The organism is Methylobacterium jeotgali (assembly GCF_022179345.1).
GTDB lineage: Bacteria > Pseudomonadota > Alphaproteobacteria > Rhizobiales > Beijerinckiaceae > Methylobacterium > Methylobacterium jeotgali.
Genome location: NZ_BPQR01000022.1, coordinates 29,444 through 53,275 on the forward strand (window position 1 = coordinate 29,444; position 23,832 = coordinate 53,275).

Here is a 23,832-nt window from a genome sequence, read left to right on the forward strand (position 1 = left end):
CGGCCGGTCGCGGCACGCCCGGCGGGGAAGCCTTACGCCCGCCGTCCCGACCCGTCGAGCGGCTCCGCCCCGCGGTCAGGTCTGCGTCCGCCGCAGCAGCGCGTCGAGGCCGCCGACCCGGAACCAGTGGTAGCCGTAGCCTTCCATGAAGACGCGGTGGCGGCCGTCCTCTCCCGCCTCGCTGCGCCGTCCGGTGAGGAGGTCGACCATCACCGCGTTCTCCGGGCCCTCGACACCGGTGCGCAGGACGATCTCCAGCGGCTCCGGGGCGAGGTTGTGCAGGCAGAGCACGGAATTGCCCCGCCAGTCGTAGCGCAGCGCCAGCACCGCGTGATCCCCGGTCTCGACCGGCGTGACCTCGCCCCAGCCGATCTCCGGCGCCTCCTTGCGCTGGCGGATGATGCTCTGCATCCACGACAGCAGCGAGTCCGGGTCGTGGCGCTGATCGGCGACGTTGACGTGGGTGAAGCCGTAGGGGCCCTCGCCGATCACCGGCATCACGGGCCTCTCCGCCTTCGTGAAGCCGCCATTCGCCTCGGGCGTCCACTGCATCGGCGTGCGGGCGCACTCGCGCTCCTTCAGGGCGAGGTCGTCGCCCATGCCGATCTCGTCGCCGTAGCGCACCACCGGCGTGCCGGGCAGCGCGAACATCAGCGCGTAGGCGAGCCGCAGCCGGCGCGGATCGCCCGACAGCATCGGCGCGAAGCGGCGGCGGATGCCCCGGTCGTAGAGCTGCATCGAGGTGTCCGGCCCGAAGGCCGCGAAGACCGCCTGACGCTGCTTCTCCGTGAGGCGCCCGAGATCGAGCTCGTCGTGGTTCCGCAGGAAGGTCGCCCACTGGCAGGAGAGCGGTCGGGGCTTCGTCTTCTCGATCGCCTTGGCGAGCGGCCGGGAATCGGCGGCCGCGAGCGCGTAGAACGTCGCCTGGTTGACCTGGAAGTTGAACATCATGTTCATCCGGTCGGCGTCGTCGCCGAAATAGTCGAGGTCCTGCTTCGGCAGGATGTTGGCCTCGGCCAGGATGATGGCGTCGCCCCGGCGCCACTGCAGGAACTCGCGGAAGTCGCGCAGCATGTCGAACTGTTCGCGCGGTTCGCCCTTCACGTCGGCGCCCTTCTGCGCGATCACGAACGGCACCGCGTCCATGCGGAAGCCCGAGACGCCGAGCTCCAGCCAGAAGCCCATGATCTTGAGGATCTCGGCCCTCACCGCGGGGTTCGCGGTGTTGAGGTCGGGCTGGAAGTCGAAGAAGCGGTGGAAGTACCAGGCCTTGGCCTGCGCGTCGTAGGTCCAGGTCGTCTTCTGGACGCCGGGGAAGACCATGCCCTCGTCGTAGTTCGCCGGCCGCTCCTTCGACCAGACGTACCAGTCGCGATAGGGCGAGTCCGGGTCGCTGCGGGCCGACTGGAACCAGGGGTGACGGTCGGAGGTGTGGTTGACCACGAGGTCGATGAGCACCCTCAGCCCCCGCTGCCGCGCGGCGTGGGTGAAGGCGACGAAGTCGCCGAGCGAGCCGTAGTCCGGGTCGACGCCGTAGTAGTCGGAGATGTCGTAGCCGCCGTCGCGCTTCGGCGACGGTTGGAAGGGCATCAGCCAGACGGCCGTGACGCCGAGCCCCTGGAGATAGTCGAGCCGCCGCTCGAGCCCGGCGAAGTCGCCGATCCCGTCGCCGTTGGCGTCCATGAAGGTCCGCACCGACAGGCAGTAGAGGACGGCGTTCTTGTACCAGAGGTCGGTGATCATCGGCGGGCCCCGGCACCGCCCTGGGTACGGGCGGCGCCGCCTCAACGCGGCAGCGTGCCAAAGCGTGCCGCCAAGGTTGTCGGCCCATTCGGCTTGACCCGCAGCCTCCCGCCCCGCTTCCTGCCGCGGGGTCGGGAATCGGCAAGGCTCGCGGCTTGCGGAGTCCGTCGAGAGGAGGAGCGCGGCATGGTGGGCAGGGTGATCGCGGGACTGGCGCTGGCGGCGCTCACCGCAGGCGGCGCGCTCGCGCAGCAGGGCGATCTCGGCGCGGCGGCCCGGGCGGCCGCCCGGGGCGGGGAGACGAGCGCGGGGACCTGCGTGCCGGTTCCCCAAGGGTCCGCCAGCGTCGCCGACCTCGAGGCGCTGGAGAGGGCGGTGCTCGCGGTCAAGGACCGCCTGCCCTTCGGGCAGCGCAACGTCGCCTTCGTGTCGAGGAAGGCCGAGTCCTTCGGCGACGTGCAGAGGAAGCCCGACAGCGTGTTCGCGAAGGGCGAGGTGCTGCGCACCTACGCGGAGCCTCTGGGCTACGGCCTCAAGCCCGCGCCGGAGGGCGGCTTCACCATCGCCCTGTCCATGGACTTCCTGGTCAAGACCGCCGCCGGCAAGGTGCTCGCCGGCCAGCAGGAGTTCAACAAGGTCTCCGTCGGCACCACCGGCCGGCAGCAGCCCTTCTTCCTCAACCTCAGCCTCAACCTCACGGGCATCGAGCCCGGCGACTACGTGCTCACCTACACGATCCGCGACACGAACGCCGGCAAGGTCACGAGCTTCGACCAGCCCTTCACGATCAAGGGCTGAGCCGCCGGGGGACTCGCCGCGCGACTTAAAACAGCCGCGTTGTGCACCGCATGTTCAGGCGGGCGGGCGCCTCCTGAGGGCCCGCCGGGTTTCCCCGCGTCCCGTCCGGTGCCCCCGTCTCGATGAACACCATCCTGATCAAGCTCTTCGCCACCGCGCTGACGCTGAGCCAGGTGACGACCCATCCGGAGGCGGTGAGGACCAGCTTCGACCCGGGGAAGGACGGGCCGGAGGTGGTGCGCATCCTGCGCGAGGGCTGCGCCCACATGCGCAAGGCCTTCGACATCGAGGACATCAACCTCGACGACCTGATCTCGACGGCGATGGAGGACCCGACCGCCGTCGCGGGCGCGAACGCCCCGAAGATCCTGCACGGGCTCGACATCGGAGAGCTGAACACGAGCTACCGTCAGTTCTGCAAGGGCGAGAACCCGGCGAGCTCCCCCTTCGACGCGGCTGCCGTGATCGCCTTCTACAACAAGGCCGCCGCCGACCTGCCCTCGGCGGAAAGCTTGCGCGACATCAAGCTGCCCGGCGCGAGCCTCATCCTCGACAATGCCGGCAAGCCCTTCTCCGAGACCTTCGAGGCCAACGGACGGCGCCTCAGCGTGCCGATCGAGAGCGTGCCGCCGCTGGTGCGCAAGGCCTTCATCGCGGCCGAGGACAAGCGCTTCGAGAGCCATCACGGCATCGACGAGCGCGGCGTGATCCGCGCCTTCATCGGTAACCTCGCCTCGCCGGGCCGCCCGCAGGGCGGCTCGACCATCACGCAGCAGGTCGTCAAGAACCTCTCGGTGGGCGACGACGTCACCTACGAGCGCAAGATCCGCGAGATGATCGTCGCCGCCCGCCTGGAGCGGCTGCTCTCGAAGGATCAGATCCTCGGGCTCTACCTCAACGGCATCTATCTCGGCCGCGGCGCCTACGGCATCGAGATGGCCGCGCGCAGCTACTTCGGGAAATCGGTCGGCGCGCTGACCCTGCCCGAGGCGGCGCTGCTGGCCGGCATGCCCAAGGGCCCGAACTACTACAGCCCCGACCGCCAGCCGGAGCGCGCCCGAGAGCGCCGCGCCTACGTTCTCGCCCGCCTCAAAGAGGAGGGCGCGATCACGGACGCCGAGATGGCCGAGGCGGTGAAGGCCGATCTCGGCCTCAAGCCCGCCGAGAGCGCAAGGCGCGACGGCGGCCTCTACGCCGTCGACTACATCGCCCGCGAGGCGCGCTCCCTGGCCGGGCTCGACTCGCTGACCGCCTCGTCCTTCACCGTGCGCTCGACCTTCAACGCCGGGCTCCAGCGCGCCGTCGAGGGCCTGCTCCAGGACGGGCTCGCCAACTACGAGCGCGCCACCGGCCGCCAGACCTTTTCGGGGCCGGAGCTGAACCTTGCCGAGAGCGTGCGCCGGCTGCAGACCGCTGTCTCCGCCCCCGAGGCCTCACCCCAGGCTGCGCCCACCGTCACCGGCGCCGAGGCCGCGCCGGCTCTCGCGGCGCTCCCGCCCGAGGGCAAGCCTTCCGCCAAGACCGCGAAGGCCGCCCGCAAGGCGCAGGCCGCGGCCAAGCCCGAAGCCCCCCGCGGCCCGAAGCCGGCCTGGCAGCGGGCGCTGGAGAGCGCCCGGCCCGTCTTCTACGACGTGCGCTGGCCGCTGGCCGTGGTGATCGAGGCTGGGCGCGGGCCCGTGAAGGTCGGGCTCGCGGACGGGCGCACCGCCATCCTCGATCCCGGTATCGCGCGGGGCAAGCTCCAGCTCTACGACGCGGTGCGCGTGAAGCTGCGCGAGGGCCGCGGCGCCTTGCGCGCCGAGATCCGGGTCAAGCCCACCGTGCAGGGGGCAGCGCTGGTGATGGAGAACCGCACCGGGCGCATCCTGGCGATGAGCGGCGGTTTCTCCTACCCGGCGAGCCAGCTCAACCGGGTCACCCAGTCGGTGCGCCAGCCGGGCTCCACCCTGAAGCCGCTGACCTACCTCGCTGCGCTCAACGCCGGGCTCCAGCCCAACACCCTGGTGATGGATGCCGCCGTCACCCTGCCGCCGATCGGCGGGGCCGGGGATTCTTGGTCACCGAAGAACTACGATGGCGGCGGCGCCGGCCCGACGACGCTGCGCCGCGGTCTCGAGTTCTCGAAGAACCTCGTCACCGCCCGCCTCCTCCAGGGCGGCATCTCGGAGAAGGCCCCCGCGAGCCTGCAGCGGGTCTGCGACATCGCGCTGGAGGCGCAGATCTACGCCGCCTGCGAGCCCTACTACCCGTTCGTGCTCGGCGCCCAGCCGGTGCGCATGATCGATCTCGCCGGCTTCTACGCGGCGGTGGCCAACGAGGGCGCGCGGCCGGCCCCCTACGCCCTCGAATCCGTCGAGCGGGATGGCAAGCCCGTCTACACCCGCGCCGCCCGCGCGCCCGTGCGGATCGGGTCTGCGGACGGAGTCGCCTTCTACCAGCTCAAGACCATGCTCCAGGGCGTGACGCAGCATGGCACCGCCGCCGCGCTCTCGAAGGTCTCGGCGTACGTGGCGGGCAAGACCGGCACCTCCGAGAACGAGAACGACGCCTGGTTCGCGGGCTTCACCAACGAGGTCACGGTGGTGGTCTGGGTCGGCTACGACAACGCCGACGGTACCCGCCGGACGCTGGGCCGCGGCCAGACCGGCGGCCACCTCGCCGTGCCGATCGCCGGGAGCATCCTCCAGGCCGCCTGGGCGAACGGGGTGCCGAGGACCCCGCTCGCCGGCCCCTCCCCCGAGACGCGGCGCTTCATCGTCGACCGCGCGATCGATCCGCGCAGCGGCGAGATCGGCGCCGGCGGGAGGGTCGAGCATTTCCGCGCGGGACCCGACGGGCGCGTGGCCGACACGCAGTTCCGCCTCCTGCCCCGCGAGACCCTCTACGCCATGCGGCCCGATGCCGGCGACGGCGACGCCGCCTTCGGCGGCTCCGAGGACGGAGCGGACGTGGCGGGGGACTATTACGGCAACATGACCCGCGAGCGCGGTCCCGAGGCCGACTTCCTCGACCCGTTCGGCGAGCGCCGCGCCGTCCCGCCCCGGCGGCGCCAAGCGGACGGGGACGGCTACCGGCCCTGGCCCGGCAGCAACGTCTCGCCCTTCGGCGAGGAAGAGCCCATCGCCCGGCCGCGGCGGCGCGACCCGGACTACCTGTTCGGCGACGAGCCGCGCTACTGACGCGGTCTTCTCCCGCTCTCCCCTGCCCGATCCTTCCCTCTCGTGACGAGGCCCGCGACGTGACGCTGCCGTCCCCTGCGCCGATCCGACCCTTCTCCTCGGTGGGCGCGCTCCTGGCGCTCGCCCTCTTTCCCGCCCTCGCCGGCCCTTCGCTCGCCGCCGAGGGCATGAAGCAGACCGAGGCGGCGCCTGCCGCCGCGACGGGACGGGTGCGCGACGTGCCCGCGGTCGAGGCCGTCGATCCCGCGACCCTCAAGCCCGGCGCCATCGTCTTCACCGACTATCGCGACAAGCCCGAGAACCCGGAGAGCGGACTGACCCCGTTCAAGGACTGGGCGCGCCTGCGCCCGGCCGAGGCCGCGGCGCTGACCCCCTTCGCGGGCTACAAGGAGCCCGACTATACGACCACCGTGAACGGGGTCTCGAAGCCCCGGCACGAGGCGCTCAAGGTCTACGTCGCCAAGGCCCGCTTCGTGGTGGCGAGGCCTGCGGAGGGCATCGACCTCAACGCCTTCGCCAACCTCGCCTTCGTCCAGGCCATGGATCCGGCGATCAAGCACCGGGTTCTCAACCCCGCCGAGGTCACGCCGACCAAGGACCCGGCGGCCGCCTTCGCCCGCCGGCCCGACCGGCCCTGGTGCGCGGAGGGGCTCTGCATCGAGTCCCGCTACGACCTCGAGGGCAAGCTGCCGCTCGGCGTGCGCCTCGCCAACAAGCTTGAGGAGGGCGATCGGAAGAAGATCGCCGAGTTCGTCTCCTTCCAGAGCGAGCTGCGGGTGCTGCCACCCGCCGAGGCCGCCGGGCTCTCCGAGTTCACGGGCGTCGCGACGCCGGTGACGGGCGCCCTCAGGCAGACGATCTTCTGGGTGAACCAGATCTTGCGTTTTGGCACCTTCCTTGCCGTGGTCCAGCCGGTGCCGGGCGATCCGCAGCGCGCGGTGGTGAGCGTCTCCATGGCGCTCGCGGTCAAGGCCGACGTGCTCGACCGCAAGGCCGAGTACGCCCGCGTGCCGGTGCTCAAGAACCTGCTCCCGGCACAGGTGCTGATGGGCAATTCGAGCTTCAACACCGGCTCGTCGATCAGCGCCGGCCTGCCGACCTACGCCCGCAACCGCGTCGCCGCCTTCGCCGACGCGCTCGCCAGGCGCTGAGGCGGGATCGGAAGCCGCCTCGGCCCCGACGAGATCGGGGCGAGGCCAGACGGGCTCAGATGCCGCGGTTGCCGATCGAGGGCAGGCTCGGTGCCGTGTAGGCGCGGTTCACGTCGCGGCGGGTCTGGGTGCCGTTGGTGTCGGAGGAACGCCGGAAGGCGTCGGCGCTGAACTGCTCGGCGTAGCCGCTGCGGGAGTCATACTTGTCGGCCCCCGCGCAGGCGGCGAGCAGGCCAAGGAGGGCGACGGCGGCGGCGAAGCGGATCGGGCGCATGGATTCAAGGGCTCTCGTTCGGTCCCGGCCGGTGGTGCTGCCGGGCCCCTGCTCCCGTCAAGCGCGGGGTGCGCGACGGTCTCGTGATCCTGCATCGCAGAAATCCGATGTATCGCGTTGGCCTCGCTCGGCTTATCGCGTCGAGCGCCGATGAAGATGCGAAGGACATTCTAACGCGTTGCATGCAGAGTGATGTCGCCGGGCCACGGAAAACACACCACTTCGGCGCGTTTCCGTGGGCGGGACGGGCGATTCAGCCGGTTCCGGCCCCGCCGCTCTGGCGGCCCGCCGGGCAATCGGCCAAGACTGGCCCCGATGAGCAACGTGCTTCCCTTCCGCCGGCCCGAGCCCGTGCGCCTCGCCCGCTGCGAGGTCGTCTCCGTCGCGGGCGATCTCCTCGACGTGCTGGAGCGTCTCGAGGATCTCAGCGCCCGGGCCGCCGCCATGGGCCGCCCGCCCCGCGAGGTCGAGTGTACGGTGCAGAACCTCCTCGATGCGGTGGGCGCCGTCGAGCGCGCCCTCGACTGCATCGGCGAGGGCGACGAGGCGGGGCGGGGCTGATCCCGACGGCGGTGCATCTGGTATACAGGACCGGGAACCCTCAATCCTGAGCGTTCGTTAAGGCCCCCGAGAGCCGCGGCTTGGCCGCACGGCATCCGTCAATTCCGGGGGGATCCCATGCCCATGCGTCTGCCGATGCGCCTCGACGCGCGGTCCATCGCCCTGCGCGCGGGCGTCGCCGCCCTCCTCGGGGGATGCCTCGTCGTGCTGCCCTCGGTCGGCGTCCGGGCCCAGGGCGCCGGACTCGGCGGCCTGTTCGACCAGCTCTTCGGCGCGCCGCCCCGCCAGGTCGAGGCGCCGCCGTCGGCCGCGCCCGCCTTCCAGGAGCAGTATCGCCGCCGCCTGCGCTCGGCGAGCCGCCCGCGCCACCGCTACGCGGCGCTCAACGTCTCGGAGCCCCTCAGCCTGCGCATCGGCGACCGTCAGAAGCCCCTCGACATGAAGAACGGCGCCGCCGCCGCCCTCCTCCGGGACGAGACCCTGCGGCCGGGCGACATCGTCATCCTGAAGACCGGCGCGCGGGTCTACACCGGCTCGGCCGGCGGCAAGCGGACGATGCGCGACTTCGAGGCCGCCGACAGTTCCTCGATGGTCAGCCGCAAGACCCGGGCGCTGCTCGCGGCCATGGTCGCCCCCCGCGGCGCCCTGCCCGCGGCCGAGGCCCGGCGGGTGGCGGGCCGGGTCAACCGGATCGTGCCCAAGCAGGCCGCGCCCGCCAAGGCGGAGCCGGCCGTGGTGCAGCAGGCGGCTGCGCCGATGCGAGTCATCAACCCGTGGATCGCCAAGCCTGCGCGCTGACGCGGAGTCCGGCGACGTGACCGGGATCCGGCTCAGGCCGCTCCGGTGAGGCTCGGGAGGCTCGCGTAGATCGTGCCGTAGTGGCAGGCGGTCGCGACGAGGACGAAGCCGTGCCAGATCGCGTTCTGGAAGGGGAGCGTCCGCCAGACGTGGAACACGACGCCGACCGAGTAGAGCACGCCGCCGAGCGCCAGCAGCCAGAGGGCGGTCGGCTGGAGGGCGGCGATCACCGACTCGTAGGCGAAGATGCCGCTCCAGCCGAGCAGCAGGTAGAGCCCGATCGAGAGCCGGTCGAAGCGGCCGGGCAAGAACAGCTTCACCGCGATGCCGATCCCGGCGACGATCCAGATGAAGGCCAGCAGCGCCGCCGCCATCGGCCCGGTCCCGACCAGGGCGACGAGGGGCGTGTAGGTCGCCGCGATCATCAGGTAGATCAGGGCGTGGTCGGCGCGCCGCAGCAGCCACTTGCGCGGGCTCACCGGGTGGAGGTTGTAGATCGCGGAGACGGCGAGCATCGAGACCATCGCTGCGGCGTAGATCGCCACCGAGGCCCGTGCCTCCCAGCCGAGATGCGTCATCGCGGCGGTGACGACCAGGGCGACGGCGCCGGTCAGGCCCAGCGCGACGCCCAGGCAGTGGATCACGCCGTCGGCCATGATCTCCCGGCGCGTGTAGTGCCACGTCAGCGTCAGAGGCCGCCCATCCGTGTCCAGGAACATTTCTGCCTCCCGTAACGTGCTGACGGTAATACGCTTCCGCTTAAGGCCGTTCCCTGGGGAGACTACTCACCGCAGGCAGCAGCCGCTTTTTCTGTCGATAAGGTGAAGGCGCCTCGTCCCGCTCAGGCGTGGTGCGCCGCCAGCCCCTCGTATCCGAAGGGCACCGCGGCCTCCGGCCGGCCCCGCAGCGGCGCCCGGACGCCGTAGGCAAGCCGGGCGTGGACGACGGCCATCACCAGCACCGCCATGGCGAAGACCTGGTGGGTGAGCGCCGCGTGGAGCGGCACGGCGAGCAGCAGCGTCGCGATGCCGAGCCCGGCCTGGGCGAGCGCCAGCCCGGCGATGCCCGCCGCCCGCCGGGCGGCGCCTCCCGCGCCGAGGGTCAGGCGCGCGTCGAGCGCGTGCAGCAGCGCGACGGCCAGCAGCAGGTAGGCGACGAGCCGGTGGTTGAGCTGCACCAGGGCGTGGTTGTCGATGAAGTTCTCGATCATCGGCCTGACTGCGAAGAGCACGTCGGCCGGCGGAACCAGCATCCCGTCCATGCTCGGCCAGGTGTTGTAGACGAGCCCCGCCCGCGAGCCGGCCACGAGCCCGCCGAGGAAGATCTGGAGAAGGACGAGGACGGGCAGCGCCAGCGCCGTCCGACGCAGCCGCGCGGAAGCGAGCGGCGACACGGCGGCGGGCCGGATGCCGGCGGCGAGCCAGACGAGGCCGGCGAGGATCAGGCTCGCGAGCGTCAGGTGGATCGCGAGCTTCAGGGGCGCGACCGCGGTCATGCCGGGTTGGAGCCCGGAGGCGACCATGATCCAGCCGACCGTCCCCTGGAGGGCGCCGAGGAGCCCGAGCCCGAGCAGGCCGAGGAGCAGCCGCCGGGAGAGATCGCCCCGCCACCAGAACCAGGCGAAGGGCAGGAAGAAGGCCAGCCCGACGAAGCGGCCGAGCTGCCGGTGCGCCCATTCCCACCAGTAGAGCACCTTGAAGTCGGCGAGGCCGAGACCCTGGTTCAGGATACGGTACTGGGGGGTGTCGCGGTACTTGTCGAACTCCGCCGCCCAGTCGGCGGCCGAGAGCGGGGGCACCATGCCCGTCACCGGCCGCCACTCGGTGATCGAGAGGCCCGACCCGGTGAGCCGCGTGGCGCCGCCGAGCGCCACCATGCCGACGACGAGGAGGGCCAGCGTGTAGAGCCAGATCCGCACCGGCCGGCGGGATGGTTCGGAGCCCGGCACGGAGCGGGGGGCAGGCTGGAGTTCGAGGGCGCTGGCGGTCACGGGGTCTCTGCGGAGCGGTTCCGGATGGCCGGGAGTGGTAGGCAATGGCGGCCGGCGGGGCAACGGCCGTCCGTGACGCGGGGGGCGTTGCCTTCGGGGGCGGCGGGCGCTAGCCCGGCCGCCGGAGAGGACATAAGCCATGCGCCGCCGCACGCGGACCCTGATCGGGACCTTCGCCATCATCGGCTTCGTGATGATCTACGCGCCCCTCGCCATGGCGCTCGCCGACAGCCGCATCTCGCAGACGCCGCCGGCCGTGCAGACGGTGATCTACTGCATCCTCGGCATCGCCTGGATCTTCCCGCTGATGCCCCTGATCAAGTGGATGGAGCGGCCGGACCGCTGAAGGCGGCGCCCCGGCGGGACGGCGGGCCCGCAACCCTCGATTTCGCCGCAGTCGGGGACGAGAAGCGGGCGCTTCCCCGACGCCGCTCCGACCGGACCCTCCCCGCCCGATGACCCGCCCGTCGCGCCTCGCGCCCGTCCTCCTCGCGCTCGCCCTCGTTCCCGCCTCCGCTCTCGCCGCGCCGCGCTCCATCGGCGACTGCGAGAGCCTCAAGAACGACCTCGCCTTCAACCAGTGCCTGGCGATGTTCGGGCCGGAGGCGAAGCTGATCACCGGCGGCGACGGCGGGAGCGGCGGGGCCGCCTCGATGCCCGCCGCCACGGCCTCGGCGGCCGCCACCACCGAGGAGCCTCCCGCCGAGACCCGCCGCAGCCGCTACGGGCGCCGGAGCTGGGGGCATCGGGGCCGTCAGTCGATGGCCTTCGCCGTCGGCGAGGACGCGCCGCGCTCGTATCGCCGCCGCCGCCGTCATTAGAGCCGTGCCCGACCACGTTGGGTCGGGTCACTGCTCTAGCCCCTTGGTTTGCCGCGCTTTCTTGCGACGAACCGGCGTCCGCTTCTTCGGAAAGCGCTCTAAATCCCCGGTCCGTCCGGAAACGCTTCGTTACCTACGCCGAAGGATCGCTCCCCGCCGTCCACTCCGGTTTACCCGCCCGGGCGCTAAAGGAGTCCGAGGGGCATCGCGCGGACGCGTGGTGCGCATGGGGCGCGGAATGACGGCGTTGGCGGAAGGGCTGGCCCAGGCTTACGGCTACGAGGCGGGTGCGGCACGGCTCCTGACCGCGGAGATCCTGCCGGATCTCGCCTCCGCGGAGGCGCTCTGGCGTCTCGTCGAGAGCGGTCCGGCGCCGCTCGGCACGCCCTATCAGCGCCTCGACTGGGTCCAGGCCTTCGCGCGCTCGGGCGCGGATCGCGGCGCCCTTCGGGTGCTCGCGATCCGCGACGCCGGCGGGCAGCCCCGCCTGCTCATGCCCCTCAGCGTCGCCCGCGAGGGCTGCGTGACGGTCGCCCGGGGCTTCGGCGGCGGCCACGCGAACTTCCACATGCCGCTCTTCGCCTCCCGCGAGGCGGCGGCGGTCTCCGCCGACGATCTCGCGGCGGCGATGATCCGCGCCGGTCGGGCGGCTTGCATCGACGTGTTCGTGCTCTCGCACCAGCCCGTGACCTGGGACGGGGCGGTCAATCCCCTGGCCCAGTGCGGCGAGCGCGCGGCGAGCGACGCCTACGGCCTCATGCTCGGCCCCGACCCCGAGAGCACCCTGAAGCGGGTGTTCAGCGCCGACGCCCGCAAGAAGCTGCGCTCCAAGGAGAAGCGCCTCGCCGAGGCGGTCGGCCCTCTGGAGTACCGCCGGGCCTCGGGCGAGGCCGGGATCCGCGCGATCCTGGACGCGTTCCACGCCCAGAAGAGCGCCCGCTTCGCGAGCCTCGGCGTGCCCGATCCCTACGCGAAGCCGGCGGTCCGCCGCTTCCTCGCCGAGGCCGTGGAGGGGGGCGCCATGGAGCTTCACGCCCTCGTCGTCCGCGAGAGCGGGCGGGTGCTCGCCACCTTCGGAGGCGCGGTGGATGCCGGCCGCTACAGCGGCATGATGACCTCGTTCGATGCCGACGCGAGCGTCGCTCGCTACAGCCCCGGCGACCTGCTGCTGTTCCACCTCGTGCGCGAGCAGGCCGAGCGCGGCCGGCGCGCCTTCGACCTCGGGGTCGGGGAGGCGCGCTACAAGGCGAGCATCTGCGACGAGACCATCGAGATGGTGCGCGCGGTGGTGCCCGTGACGATGCGCGGGCACCTCTTCGGCCTCGCCTCGCTGGCCCGCACCCGCGCCAAGCGGCGGATCAAGGCGAGCCCGTGGATGGTGAGCCTCGTGCGGCGCGTCCGCGGGACGGGCGCCCTCAGGCTGCTGACAGCCTGAGGCGCATCGGCTCCTCCGCCTCGGGCGCGGTCTCGGCCGCCGCGGCGCGCGGAGCGCCGGGACCCCGCGCCACCAGCACCTGTCCCGCGCCCGCGGCCTCCGCGACCCCGTAGAGGGCGACGAGGCGCAGGTCGTCGGCGGGGGCGTCGGAGACGAGCACCACGCTGTCCATGTGGGCGGCGATCGCTTCGAGAACCGCCTCGTCGAGGGCCCCCATGCGGCAGACGACCCAGGGGTAGGCCTCCGGCATCGCCTCCAGGCAGATCGCCAGGGATTCGGGCTCCTCGTCGAGGATCTCGGTCTCGACGAAGCCGCGGCCGATCCGGTGCAGCCGCGAGCCCTCGGCCGGCTGGATCGCGTCCACGAAGTCGGCGGTGCCGGCCACGAGGTCGGTGAGCCCCGGCGCGTCGCCGTCGAGGGCGGGCGTCGAGAGGTCGACGCAGAGCGCCGGGCCGCGCTCGGCCAGCGTCCGCGCGAGGTTCTCGCCGAGGGAGGCCGCCGCATCGCGGGGGGTGAGCTCGACCACGAGGACCGTGCGGCCCGCCGCCTCGCGGGGACCGGCCTCCAGGCGGCCGATGAGGCTGGCGAGCGCGAGGGGATCGGCGGCCTCGGCCTGCGCGGTCTCGGGCTCCGAGGAGGCCTTCGCCGGCGCGGACACGCGAGCGGGTTCGGCGGCGGCGGTCTCGATGCCGGCGGGCTCGGCCTCCGTCACCGGAGCGGGGGCCTCGGCGGCGATGCGGGCCGCCTCGGCTTCGGCCGGATCGGGGAAGGCGCGGAAGACCGGGGGCGCGGCCTCGGGGAACAGGAAGGGCTCCCGGGCCTGGGCCTGCGGGGCCGCCTCGGCGGTCTCCTCCGTGCGGAGGGCGACGGGCTCGGGACGGCGGCGGCCGGCGAGGGCGAGCGCCGTCGAGACCAGGAAGGCGGCGAGCATCGCCAGGGCGAGCGTCGTCAGCCGGTCGGGGAAGGAGGGGTGCTGGGGCGCCACCGCCCGCGAGACGAGGCGCGCATCCGCCGGCAGAGCGCCCTCCCCGTCCCGGATGGCCGCATCGCGCAAGCGGGCGAGGACGGTCTCGAGCTGGTCGCGCTGGGCCTTGGCCTCGCGCTCGAGGGCGCGCAGCTGCGCCTCGCTGCCGGTGCCCTTGGCGACGACGTCGCGCTGGCCGTCGACCGCCGCCTGGAGGCTCTCGGCCCGGGCGCCGGCGATGCGGGCGTCGTTCTCGAGGGTGCGCCCGATCCGCTCGGCCGCCGCCTTGATCTGCCCGTCGAGCTCGGCGATCTGCGCGGTCAGCTCCTTGATGCGCGGGTGCGCGGGCAGGAGCGTCTGCGACTCGAGGGCGAGGCGGGCGCGCAGCGCGATGCGGCTCTCCACCGTGCGCCGGATGAGGTCGTTGTCGGCGACGTCCGGGATCTCGAAGGCGCGCCCGTCCTTGATCATCTCCTTGATCGCCTTGACGCGGCCCGTCAGGTCGGCGCGCTGGGTCCGGGCCTGGGCGAGCTGGTTCGAGAGGTCGGCGAGCTGCTGGCCGGTGAGCGGCTGGCCGGCGCCGCCGGCGGCGGCGAGCCCGTGCTTGACCCGGTAGGCCTCGGCCTTCGCCTCGGCCTCGGCGGCGCGATTGCGCAGCGTCTCGACGCTGCCGCCGAGCCAGGTCGTGGCGTTGCGCGCGGAATCGAGACGCGTCGCCTGGAGCGAGGCGAGGTAGAGCTCGGCCGCAGCGTTGGCGCCGGCGGCGGCGAGCTCGGGATCGCGGGAGGTGAAGGCCACCGACAGCACCCGCGAGCGCCCGGCGGGCTGCACGGAAAGCCGCTCGGAATAGGCGTCGAGAACCCGCTCCTCGGCGGAGCGGCCCTGCCGGTCGCGGCCGATGCCGGCGAGCGCGAGCGCCCGGTCGAGGAGCCCCGGCTCCGCGACGCTCGCGTCGAACTCCGGGTTGCCGACGAGGTTGAGCCGGCGCACCGCCTCGCGGGCGAGGTCGCGGGACATCGCCACCTGCGCCTGGCTCGCCACGGCCTGGTCGTCGAGGGGCGCGCCGCGCTCGCCGCCGCGGCCGGAGGCGCCCTCGCGGGCCTCCAGAAGCAGCTTCGCCTCGCCGGTGTAGCGGGGCGGCAGCGCCTGCACGACGGCGAGCGTCGCGGCGCCCACGGCGAGCGTCGGAAGCAGGATGCGCGCCCAGGACCGGAGCAGGGTCCGCCCGAGGGCGCCCGCCGCGAGGCCCTTCGCGCCCTGGCGGGCGGCCTTCGGACGGCCCCCGGCAGGGCCGGGCGCGGCGGCGGAGAAGGGCGCGGGGCGCGTGAGGCGGGGCATGATGATGGTCTCGGCACGCAGGCGGCACGGAATCCGCCTCGGGCGTGATGAGACATCGTTAAGGTTGCTCGACGGTTAAGACGCACAACCACCCGGACGCGCCCTTTCGGGACGTGAGGGTTTCTTAACCATGGCGGTCTAGAGCGGGGGACAACCCATAATCGCGGTGGATCGTGCGATGAACCGGCGGCTCCTCTGTCTTGCCCTCGCCTCGAGCCTCGCCCTCGGCGGCTGCCTGCGCCCGGACTACCGGACGGCGGAGCTCGACGCGACGGGCACCGGCTCGATCGGCGCGCGCTACACCCTCGCGGCGGGCGACCGCCTGCGCGTGATCGTGTTCGGACAGGACAACCTCTCGAACATCTACGCCGTCGACGGCGCCGGCCGCATCGCCATGCCGCTCATCGGCACGGTGGCGATCGGCGGCCAGAGCACGGGCGAGGCCGCGCGCATCATCGAGGGCAAGCTCGCCGCCGGCTACGTGCGCGAGCCCCACGTCACGGTCGAGGTCGACGCCTACCGGCCGTTCTACATCCTCGGCGAGGTCACGACCTCGGGCCAGTACCCCTATGTCAGCGGCATGACCGTCGAAACGGCGGTGGCGATCGCGGCGGGCTTCGGCCCGCGGGCGGCCCGGGACTACGCCGTCCTGACCCGCCAGGGCCCGCAGGGCTTCGTCAACGGCATCGTGCCGATGACCTACCCGGTGCGGCCGGGCGACACGATCGTCGTCAAGGAGCGCTTCTTCTGAAGCACCCCCCGATGGGGCGAGGCCGCTCAGGCGCGGCTGTTCTCGAGCTTGTTGTAGCCAAGCGCCGCCAGCGTGCAGATCGCGCCCGAGAGCAGGTAGACGCCGACCCAGGCGAGCCCGAACTCGCTCGAGACGCTGAGCGCCACCAGCGGCGCGAAGCCGGCCCCGATCAGCCAGGCGAGATCCGAGGTGAGCGCCGAGCCGGTATAGCGGTAGTGCGTGCCGAAGTTCGAGGCGACCGCCCCGGCGGTCTGGCCGTAGGAGAGGCCGAGCAAGCCGAACCCGACCACGACGTAGATGGTCTGGCCGGCGGCGCTGTCCCCGAACAGGAGCGGCGCCAGGGTGCTGCCCAGCGCGAACAGCGCCACGAGGCCCGCGGATATCGCAAGCATCGTGCGCCGGCCGATCTGGTCGGCGATCAGCCCCGAGGAGACCATGGCGCCCGCCGCGATGATGGCGCCGGCGAATTGCACCATCAGGAACTCGCCCGCCGAGCGCTGCGTGAACAGGGTGATCCACGAGATCGGGAAGATCGTGACGAGGTGGAACAGGGCGTAGCTGCCGAGCGGCACGAAGGCGCCGATGAGGATGTCGCGGGTGTGGGTGCGCAGCACCGAGAACACCGGCACCGGCTGCAGCTCGCGGGTCTTGAGGAGGTTGGCGAACTCGTCGGTGGCCACGAGCCGCAGCCGCGCGAACAGCGCCACGACGTTGATCGCGAAGGCCACGTAGAACGGGTAGCGCCAGCCGAAATCGTAGAAGTCCTCCTGCGTCAGGTTGACGAGGAAGAACGAGAACAGCGCGCTCGCCAGCATGAAGCCGATCGGCGCGCCGAGCTGCGGGATCATCGCGTACCAGCCGCGCCGGTTCTCGGGGGCGTTCATGGAGAGCAGCGAGGCGAGCCCGTCCCAGGCGCCGCCGAGCGCGAGCCCCTGCGAGAACCGGAAGGCGGCGAGCAGCCAGATCGAGACCGCGCCGAGCGTGGCGTAGCCGGGCAGGAAGCTCACGGCCGCCGTCGAGCCCCCGAGCAGGAACAGGGCGATCGTCAGCTTGACGCCGCGGCCGTGGCGCCGGTCGATCTCCATGAAGATCGCCGAGCCGATCGGGCGGGCGACGAAGGCCAGGGAGAACAGGGCGAAGGCGTAGAGCGTACCGGTGAGCGGCTCGACGAAGGGGAAGAACACCTTCGGGAACACCAGCACCGAGGCGATGCCGAACACGAAGAAGTCGAAGAACTCCGAGGTCCGGCCGATGATCACGCCCATGGCGATCTCGCTCGGATCGACCTTGTGATCGCGCGAGACGGCGCGCGCGTCGCGCTCCAGGTCGGTCGAGTGGGGCAGGGCGTGGTCTGTGCTCATCGCGGGGCTCGCTCGGCGAAGGTTCGCGCTGCGGATCGGGGGCGGCGGCACCGGGGCGGGCCACGAGCCACCGAGACCCGTTCGCGGCGCTTGTTGCACTGCGGCAAAAGGCAGCACGGCGTCGAACCCGGCGCGAGGCGGGTCCGGCACCGGCTCAAAATGCCTTATCGTCCTGCGTCTTGCCAGTGCTTTCGGGCCCTGTGAAACGAGGCTATGCTCCCGGCGCGCGGCTGGCTTAAGAAACCGGCACTTGCCACCGCGCCGTCCGGGACGCACGGAGCGCCTGCCTTCGCGCTTCCGGGCAGCCCGCCCGGCGCTGCATGCAGATCGATGATGAGCCTCAAGTCGTTGCGCCTGCTGGCGCTGCTGCCTCTCCTCGGCCTCCTCGGGGGCTGCAACATGGTGCTGCTGCAGCCCTCCGGCGACGTCGCCCTCCAGCAGCGCAACCTCATCATCGCCTCGACGGGGCTGATGCTGCTCATCATCGTGCCGGTGATCGCGCTGACGCTGTTCTTCGCCTGGCGCTACCGCCGCTCGAACGAGTCGGCCGTCTACGATCCCGACTGGCACCACTCGACGCAGCTCGAGGTGGTGATCTGGGCGGCGCCCCTCGTCATCATCATCGCGCTCGGCGCGCTCACCTGGATCAGCACCCACACGCTGGACCCCTACCGGCCGATCGCGCGCCTCGACGCGTCGCGGCCGATCCCGGCCGGCACCAAGCGGCTCCAGGTCGAGGTGGTGGCGCTCGACTGGAAGTGGCTGTTCTTCTACCCCGAGCAAGGCATCGCCACGGTCAACGAGCTCGCCGCGCCCGTCGACGTGCCGATCGACTTCAAGATCACCTCCGCGACGATGATGAACTCGTTCTTCATCCCGGCGCTGGCGGGCCAAGTCTACGCGATGGCGGGCATGCAGACCCGCCTGCACGCGGTGATCAACAAGCCGGGCACCTACGAGGGCTTCTCGGCGAACTACAGCGGCTCCGGCTTCGCGCGGATGAACTTCAAGTTCCTCGGCCTCTCGCCGGACGAATTCGGCAAGTGGGTCGCGGACGCCAAGGCCAAGGGCTCGACCCTCTCGCGGGAGGAGTACCTGAAGCTCGAGCGGCCGAGCGAGGCGGAGCCGGCGCGCCTCTACGCCGGCTACGAGCCGGGGCTGTTCCAGGCGATCCTCAACATGTGCGCCATCCCCGGCAAGATGTGCATGAACGAGATGATGGCCATCGACGCCAAGGGCGGCGCCGGCAAGGAAAGCCACGCCAACCGCGAGCGGCTGGAGTACGACAACCGCCACGAGCTTCAGGGCTCCGAGGCGCCCTCGGCCACGACGCCGGCCTCCGGACGGCCGGCCCGCAGCGGCGAGGAAAGGCCCGAGGGATCGAGCCCGAAAGGCTCCTCGGGCGGGCACGACCACGGCCCGGCCGCCGGAGGCCGGGAGAACGAGGGCGCGCCGCCCGCCGGTCAGGGCGGACCCGCTCCCACCCAACTGAACCAGTGAGCTGATCCGGAGCGCGCCGTCCGAGAGCCGCGGCGCCCCTGTCACGGGACCGACCCCATGTTCGCCGACACGGACCTTCAGAAGCTGATCTTCGGGCGCCTCACGCTTGAGGCGATCCCCTATCACGAGCCGATCCTGCTCGTGACCTTCGCCGCCGTTGCCCTGGGCGGGATCGCGGTGCTCGGGGCGATTACCTACTTCCGGTTCTGGGGGCCGCTGTGGCGCGACTGGCTGACCAGCGTCGACCACAAGAAGATCGGCATCATGTACGTGATCCTGGCGCTGGTGATGCTCCTGCGGGGCTTCGCCGACGCGATCATGATGCGCGCCCAGCAGGCGATCGCCTTCGGAGGCAGTGAGGGCTACCTGCCCTCCCACCACTATGACCAGATCTTCACCGCCCACGGCGTGATCATGATCTTCTTCATGGCGATGCCGTTCGTGACGGGCCTGATGAACTACGTCGTGCCGCTCCAGATCGGCGCCCGCGACGTGGCCTTCCCGTTCCTCAACAACTTCTCGTTCTGGATGACGGTGAGCGGCGCCGTCACCGTGATGCTCTCGCTGTTCGTGGGCGAGTTCGCCCGCACGGGCTGGCTCGCCTACCCGCCGCTCTCCGGGCCCGCCGGCTCCCCCGGCGTCGGCGTCGACTACTACATCTGGGCACTGCAGATCGCGGGCATCGGCACGCTGCTCTCAGGCATCAACCTCATCGCGACCATCGTGAAGATGCGCGCGCCCGGCATGACCATGATGAAGATGCCCGTCTTCACCTGGACGGCGCTGTGCACGAACATCCTCATCGTCGCCGCCTTCCCCGTCCTCACGGCCGTTCTCGCGCTGCTGTCGCTCGACCGCTACGTCGGCACGCACTTCTTCTCGAACGACCTCGGCGGCAACCCGATGATGTACGTGAACCTCATCTGGATTTGGGGTCATCCGGAGGTCTACATCCTCATCCTGCCGGCCTTCGGCATCTTCTCGGAGGTGGTCTCGACGTACTCGGGCAAGCGGCTCTTCGGCTACGCCTCAATGGTCTACGCGACCGTCGTCATCACGATCCTCTCCTACCTCGTCTGGCTGCACCACTTCTTCACGATGGGGTCGGGGGCCAGCGTGAACTCGTTCTTCGGCATCACGACGATGATCATCTCGATCCCGACGGGGGCGAAGATCTTCAACTGGCTGTTCACGATGTTCCGCGGGCGCATCACCTTCGAGGTGCCGATGCTGTGGACGATCGGCTTCATGGTCACCTTCGTCGTCGGCGGCATGACCGGCGTGCTGCTCGCCGTGCCCCCGGCCGACTTCGTGCTTCACAACTCGCTGTTCCTGATCGCCCACTTCCACAACGTCATCATCGGCGGCGTGGTCTTCGGGCTGATGGCCGGCGTCACCTACTGGTTCCCGAAGGCCTTCGGCTTCAGGCTCGACCCGTTCTGGGGCAAGATGAGCTTCTGGTTCTGGCTCACCGGCTACTGGTTCGCCTTCACGCCGCTCTACGTGCTCGGCCTGATGGGCGTGACGCGCCGCCTCAACCGCTTCGACGACCCGTCCCTCCAGATCTGGTTCGTGATCGCGGCCTTCGGCGCCTTCCTGATCCTGCTTGGTATCCTGTCCTTCATCGTGCAACTCGCCGTCAGCATCCGGCGCCGGGAGGAGCTGCGCGACACCACGGGCGACCCGTGGAACGGGCGCACGCTCGAGTGGTCGACCTCCTCGCCGCCCGCCGAGTACAACTTCGCCTTCACGCCGCTGGTGCGCGACCACGACGCCTGGTCGGACATGAAGAAGCGCGGCTACAGCCGCCCGCTCACGGGTTTCAGGCCGATCCACATGCCGAGCAACACCGGCACCGGCGTGATCCTGGGCGCGCTCAGCGTGGTCTTCTCCTTCGGGATGATCTGGTACATCTGGTGGCTCGCGGGCCTGAGCTTCCTCGCCATGCTCGTCGTGACGATCGCCCATACCTTCAACTATCACCGCGACTTCACCATCCCCGCGGAGACGGTGGTGCGGGCCGAGGACGAGCGCACCGCGCTCCTGGCGGGACGGGTCTGAGCCGATGGCTGCCAACACCATGAGCCCGGCGGTCGGCGCGGCCGAGGACGCCTTCCACGCCGAGGAGCACGACCACACCGGCCAGAGCACCGCGCTCGGCTTCTGGCTCTACCTGATGAGCGACTGCCTCATCTTCGCGGTCCTGTTCGCCACCTACGGCGTGCTCGGCCGCAGCTACGCGGCGGGCCCCTCTCCCAAGGACCTGTTCGACCTGCCGCTGGTGGCGCTCAACACCAGCATGCTGCTCCTCTCCTCCATCACCTACGGCTTCGCGATGCTGGCGATGGAGAAGGACCGCCAGAGCACGACCCTGCTCTGGCTGGCGGTGACGGGCCTGTTCGGCGTCGCCTTCGTCGGGCTGGAGCTCTACGAGTTCCACCACCTCATCCACGAGGGCGCCGGCCCGCAGCGCAGCGCCTTCCTGTCGGCCTTCTTCACCCTGGTCGGCACCCACGGCCTGCACGTGAGCCTCGGCATCCTCTGGCTCGTCGTGCTGATGGTGCAGGTGGTCCAGCGCGGGCTCGTCCCCGACAACCGCCGCCGGCTGATGTGCCTGTCGATGTTCTGGCACTTCCTCGACGTGGTCTGGATCGGCGTCTTCACCTTCGTCTACCTGATGGGAGTGCTCCAATGAGCGCCGAGGGCCACGCCGCCTCGCACGCCGGGCACCACGGCGCGCACGATCACGACTCCGGCGGCCAGTCCCACGGCAGCTTCCGCAGCTACATGACCGGCTTCGTGCTCTCGGTGATCCTCACCGCGATCCCGTTCTGGCTGGTGATGGGCAACGTGCTCGGCGACGCTCAGGTCACCGGCCTCGTCATCATGGCCTTCGCCGTCGTGCAGATCGTGGTCCACATGATCTACTTCCTGCACATGAACACGAAGTCCGAGAACGGATGGACGTTCCTGGCGCTGGTCTTCACCCTGACGCTGGTGATCATCACGCTCGCCGGCTCGCTGTGGGTGATGCACCACCTCAACACCAACATGATGCCGCACATGGACCATGCGGCGCCCGCCGCGAGCGGCGCAGCGCCGGACAACGCGCGGGGCGTCCCGGCCATCGCGCCGCCGAGCGGCCATCACCACGCCCACTGACACCAGCCTCGGCGCGGCGCCCCGCCGCGCCGTGCGCGTCCTCGCCACGCTCGTGGTGCTCGCCTGCGTCGCCGGGCTCGCCGGGCTCGGGGTCTGGCAGGTGGAGCGCCGGGCCTGGAAGCTCGACCTTATCGAGCGCGTCGAGGCCCGCATCCACGCCGACCCGGCACCGCCGCCCGGCCCGGCGGAATGGCCCTCCGTGACGGCCGAGCGCGACGCCTACCGCCGCGTCGTCCTCACCGGCACCTATCTCGACGGGCGCGACACCCTGGTCCAGGCGGTGACGGAGCTCGGCGGCGGCTTCTGGGTGATGACCCCGCTGCGGACCGACATCGGCACCGTGCTCGTCAACCGCGGCTTCGCCGCCGCCGGCCGCACCCCTGCCCCGCCCGAACCCGGCGAGACCCGGGTCACCGGCCTGCTGCGGGTGAGCGAGCCCGGCGGCGCCTTCCTGCGCGCGAACGATCCGGCCGCCGGCCGCTGGTACTCTCGCGACGTCGCCGCCATCGGCGCGGCGCGGCGCCTCTCCGACCTCGCCCCCTACTTCGTCGACGCCGATGCGCGGCCCGGCGCGCGGGCGGACGAGCCCGTCGGCGGGCTCACCGTGGTGCGCTTTCCCAACAGCCACCTCGTCTACGCGCTGACCTGGTTCGCCCTCGCCGGAATGCTCGCCGCCGTCTGGACCTGGGTCCTGCTGGGCTGGCGGCGCCCGGCGGGGCGCGCCTGAGCTTCGATCGCCGGCTGTGGATATCGGTGAGGCGCGGATACCTGTGGCCGTCCCGGAGTTTCCCGATCCGCGACGTGGGCCGAACGCAGATTCGTTCAGCCTTCGTTGTGGAACGAAAGCTGAATTTAGAACGCACTCGGCATGGCAGGCCCGCGGAGGTCTCGCCTCGGAAACGCATCCGTGAAGATCGCACTCATCGGACACCTCAAATACGCCCTCGGCGAGCCCTTCGCCGGCGGGCTCGAGATGCACACCCACCTCCTCACCCGAACGCTCCAGGCCAGGGGCCACGACGTGACGCTGTTCGCGGCGGAGGGCACCGATGCGCGGCTGCGGCCCGTCGAGGTCTGCCCGCCGACGGGCGACTTCTGCGGCGACCCCGTCAGGGACGCGGCCATCGAGCCCAACGAGCAGGCGGCCTACGAGCGGATTATGGACGCGGTCGAGCGCGGCGGCTTCGACGTCGTCCACAACAACAGCCTCCATGCCCTGCCCCTCGCCCGCAGCGGCCGGGTGCCTGCCCCGGTCATCACGGTGCTGCACACCCCGCCCTTCGACTCCCTGGTCGAGGGTGTGAACGCGGCCCGTCCCGACATGGTCTACGCCGCCGTCTCGCGGGCGCTCACGCGCCAGTGGCGGGGCATCATCGACGGCCCCCACATCGTCAGCAACGGCATCGATCTCTCCGCCTTCGCCGCCCGCACGAGCGGAGAGCCGGAGATCGACGCCTTCTGGAGCGGGCGCATCGTCCCGGAGAAGGGACCGCACCTCGCCATCGATGCGGCGCGCCGCGCCGGGCTGCCGATCGCCTTCGCGGGGCCGCGCCACAACGCCGCCTACTGGGAGCGGGAGATCGCCCCCCGCCTCGGCCCCGGCGTCACCTATCTCGGGCACCTCGCCCAGCCGGAGCTTGCCCGGCGCCTGCGCTCGGCCCGCGCCGCCCTGGTGACGCCGCGCTGGGAGGAGCCGTTCGGGCTCGTCGTCGCCGAGGCGCTCGCCTGCGGCACGCCGGTGGCGGGCTTCCGCCGGGGCGCGCTGCCGGACATCCTCAACGACGCCTGCGGACGCCTTGCGGCGGCCGATGACGTGGACGACCTCGCCCGCGCTCTGACCGAGGCCGTCGGCCTCGACCGCCGCGCCTGCCGCCATCGAGCGCAGACCCTGTTCGACGCCGAGGCCATGACCGACCGCTACGAGGCGCTCTACACGGAGATGCTCTCCGCCCCCGTGCCGGTGCCGCCGCGCCTCGGCCGCGTCGCCGGTCTCGCCGGGAGCTAGC

General features: G+C 71.5%; 20 protein-coding genes and 1 pseudogene. 15 read left to right on the forward strand and 6 right to left on the reverse strand.

Annotated elements, in window-relative coordinates; all coding sequences use genetic code 11:
- Window positions 1-75 precede the first annotated feature (75 nt).
- Complete coding sequence (locus MFF04_RS06865) at window positions 76-1,743, reverse strand: alpha-amylase family protein (RefSeq protein WP_238274685.1); 1,668 nt, start codon at window positions 1,741-1,743, stop codon at window positions 76-78.
- Window positions 1,744-1,929: 186 nt separating this feature from the next.
- Between MFF04_RS06865 and MFF04_RS06870 the strand changes: the two genes are divergently transcribed.
- The 3 genes from MFF04_RS06870 to MFF04_RS06880 all read left to right on the forward strand — a co-directional run bounded on the left by MFF04_RS06870 (window position 1,930) and on the right by MFF04_RS06880 (window position 6,871).
- Entirely contained in the window at window positions 1,930-2,541 is a 612-nt protein-coding gene (locus MFF04_RS06870) for a hypothetical protein (RefSeq protein WP_238274686.1), read from the forward strand.
- Between the two features lie 122 nt (window positions 2,542-2,663).
- Entirely contained in the window at window positions 2,664-5,720 is a 3,057-nt protein-coding gene (locus MFF04_RS06875) for a penicillin-binding protein 1A (protein ID WP_238274687.1), read from the forward strand.
- Window positions 5,721-5,887: 167 nt separating this feature from the next.
- Entirely contained in the window at window positions 5,888-6,871 is a 984-nt protein-coding gene (locus MFF04_RS06880) for a hypothetical protein (protein WP_238274767.1), read from the forward strand.
- A 55-nt stretch (window positions 6,872-6,926) separates the two neighbouring features.
- Here MFF04_RS06880 and MFF04_RS06885 read toward each other — a convergent pair whose 3' ends face one another.
- On the reverse strand, window positions 6,927-7,145 hold the full coding sequence (locus MFF04_RS06885; protein WP_238274688.1) for a hypothetical protein: 219 nt from the start codon (window positions 7,143-7,145) through the stop codon (window positions 6,927-6,929).
- A 315-nt stretch (window positions 7,146-7,460) separates the two neighbouring features.
- Here MFF04_RS06885 and MFF04_RS06890 point away from each other — a divergent pair, with 315 nt between their 5' ends.
- Together MFF04_RS06890 and MFF04_RS06895 are read left to right on the forward strand one after the other, a co-directional pair.
- Window positions 7,461-7,706 carry a hypothetical protein gene (locus MFF04_RS06890; RefSeq protein ID WP_238274689.1) on the forward strand — a complete coding sequence of 82 codons (246 nt, stop codon included), beginning with the start codon at window positions 7,461-7,463 and terminating at the stop codon, window positions 7,704-7,706.
- 123 nt (window positions 7,707-7,829) lie between these two features.
- The gene (locus tag MFF04_RS06895; protein ID WP_238274690.1) at window positions 7,830-8,504 is read left to right on the forward strand and encodes a hypothetical protein; all 675 of its coding nucleotides are present in this window, start codon (window positions 7,830-7,832) and stop codon (window positions 8,502-8,504) included.
- Between the two features lie 32 nt (window positions 8,505-8,536).
- On the opposite strand, the gene trhA is transcribed toward MFF04_RS06895, so the two are convergent.
- Both trhA and MFF04_RS06905 read right to left on the reverse strand, forming a co-directional pair.
- Complete coding sequence (gene trhA, locus MFF04_RS06900) at window positions 8,537-9,223, reverse strand: PAQR family membrane homeostasis protein TrhA (RefSeq protein ID WP_238274691.1); 687 nt, start codon at window positions 9,221-9,223, stop codon at window positions 8,537-8,539.
- 122 nt (window positions 9,224-9,345) lie between these two features.
- Window positions 9,346-10,494 (reverse strand): COX15/CtaA family protein, encoded by a 1,149-nt coding sequence (locus tag MFF04_RS06905; protein ID WP_373319976.1) that lies wholly within the window; start codon window positions 10,492-10,494, stop codon window positions 9,346-9,348.
- Window positions 10,495-10,633: 139 nt separating this feature from the next.
- On the opposite strand from MFF04_RS06905, the gene MFF04_RS06910 reads away from it, so the two are divergent.
- The 3 genes from MFF04_RS06910 to MFF04_RS06920 all read left to right on the forward strand — a co-directional run bounded on the left by MFF04_RS06910 (window position 10,634) and on the right by MFF04_RS06920 (window position 12,750).
- A complete protein-coding gene (locus MFF04_RS06910) occupies window positions 10,634-10,840 on the forward strand; it encodes a DUF2842 domain-containing protein (RefSeq protein ID WP_238274692.1) in 207 nt (68 codons plus the stop codon).
- Between the two features lie 109 nt (window positions 10,841-10,949).
- A complete protein-coding gene (locus tag MFF04_RS06915) occupies window positions 10,950-11,315 on the forward strand; it encodes a hypothetical protein (protein ID WP_238274693.1) in 366 nt (121 codons plus the stop codon).
- Window positions 11,316-11,553: 238 nt separating this feature from the next.
- Window positions 11,554-12,750 (forward strand): GNAT family N-acetyltransferase, encoded by a 1,197-nt coding sequence (locus MFF04_RS06920; RefSeq protein WP_238274694.1) that lies wholly within the window; start codon window positions 11,554-11,556, stop codon window positions 12,748-12,750.
- Here the strand turns inward: MFF04_RS06920 and MFF04_RS06925 are convergent.
- Complete coding sequence (locus tag MFF04_RS06925) at window positions 12,731-15,052, reverse strand: exopolysaccharide transport family protein (protein WP_238274695.1); 2,322 nt, start codon at window positions 15,050-15,052, stop codon at window positions 12,731-12,733. The genes MFF04_RS06920 and MFF04_RS06925 overlap by 20 nt on opposite strands.
- Before the next feature lie 178 nt (window positions 15,053-15,230).
- Between MFF04_RS06925 and MFF04_RS06930 the strand changes: the two genes are divergently transcribed.
- Window positions 15,231-15,803, forward strand: a complete 573-nt coding sequence (locus MFF04_RS06930; RefSeq protein ID WP_238274696.1) for a polysaccharide biosynthesis/export family protein — start codon at window positions 15,231-15,233, stop codon at window positions 15,801-15,803.
- A gap of 26 nt (window positions 15,804-15,829) precedes the next feature.
- Here MFF04_RS06930 and MFF04_RS06935 read toward each other — a convergent pair whose 3' ends face one another.
- Window positions 15,830-17,164 (reverse strand): MFS transporter, encoded by a 1,335-nt coding sequence (locus tag MFF04_RS06935; RefSeq protein ID WP_238274697.1) that lies wholly within the window; start codon window positions 17,162-17,164, stop codon window positions 15,830-15,832.
- A gap of 330 nt (window positions 17,165-17,494) precedes the next feature.
- Between MFF04_RS06935 and cyoA the strand changes: the two genes are divergently transcribed.
- From cyoA to MFF04_RS06965, 6 genes and pseudogenes are all read left to right on the forward strand, one after another.
- Window positions 17,495-18,664: a ubiquinol oxidase subunit II gene (gene cyoA, locus MFF04_RS06940; RefSeq protein ID WP_238274698.1), complete on the forward strand. Its 1,170-nt coding sequence runs from the start codon at window positions 17,495-17,497 to the stop codon at window positions 18,662-18,664.
- Window positions 18,665-18,721: 57 nt separating this feature from the next.
- Window positions 18,722-20,725: a cytochrome o ubiquinol oxidase subunit I gene (gene cyoB, locus MFF04_RS06945; RefSeq protein WP_238274699.1), complete on the forward strand. Its 2,004-nt coding sequence runs from the start codon at window positions 18,722-18,724 to the stop codon at window positions 20,723-20,725.
- 19 nt (window positions 20,726-20,744) lie between these two features.
- Window positions 20,745-21,359, forward strand: coding sequence for a cytochrome o ubiquinol oxidase subunit III (gene cyoC / locus MFF04_RS06950; protein ID WP_373319980.1), 615 nt, complete (start codon window positions 20,745-20,747; stop codon window positions 21,357-21,359).
- A pseudogene (gene cyoD / locus MFF04_RS06955) lies at window positions 21,356-21,742 on the forward strand (cytochrome o ubiquinol oxidase subunit IV); the annotation flags it as partial. The gene cyoC and the pseudogene cyoD, both read left to right, overlap by 4 nt.
- A gap of 115 nt (window positions 21,743-21,857) precedes the next feature.
- Entirely contained in the window at window positions 21,858-22,553 is a 696-nt protein-coding gene (locus MFF04_RS06960; RefSeq protein WP_238274702.1) for an SURF1 family protein, read from the forward strand.
- 180 nt (window positions 22,554-22,733) lie between these two features.
- On the forward strand, window positions 22,734-23,831 hold the full coding sequence (locus MFF04_RS06965; protein ID WP_238274703.1) for a glycosyltransferase: 1,098 nt from the start codon (window positions 22,734-22,736) through the stop codon (window positions 23,829-23,831).
- Window position 23,832 lies beyond the last annotated feature (1 nt).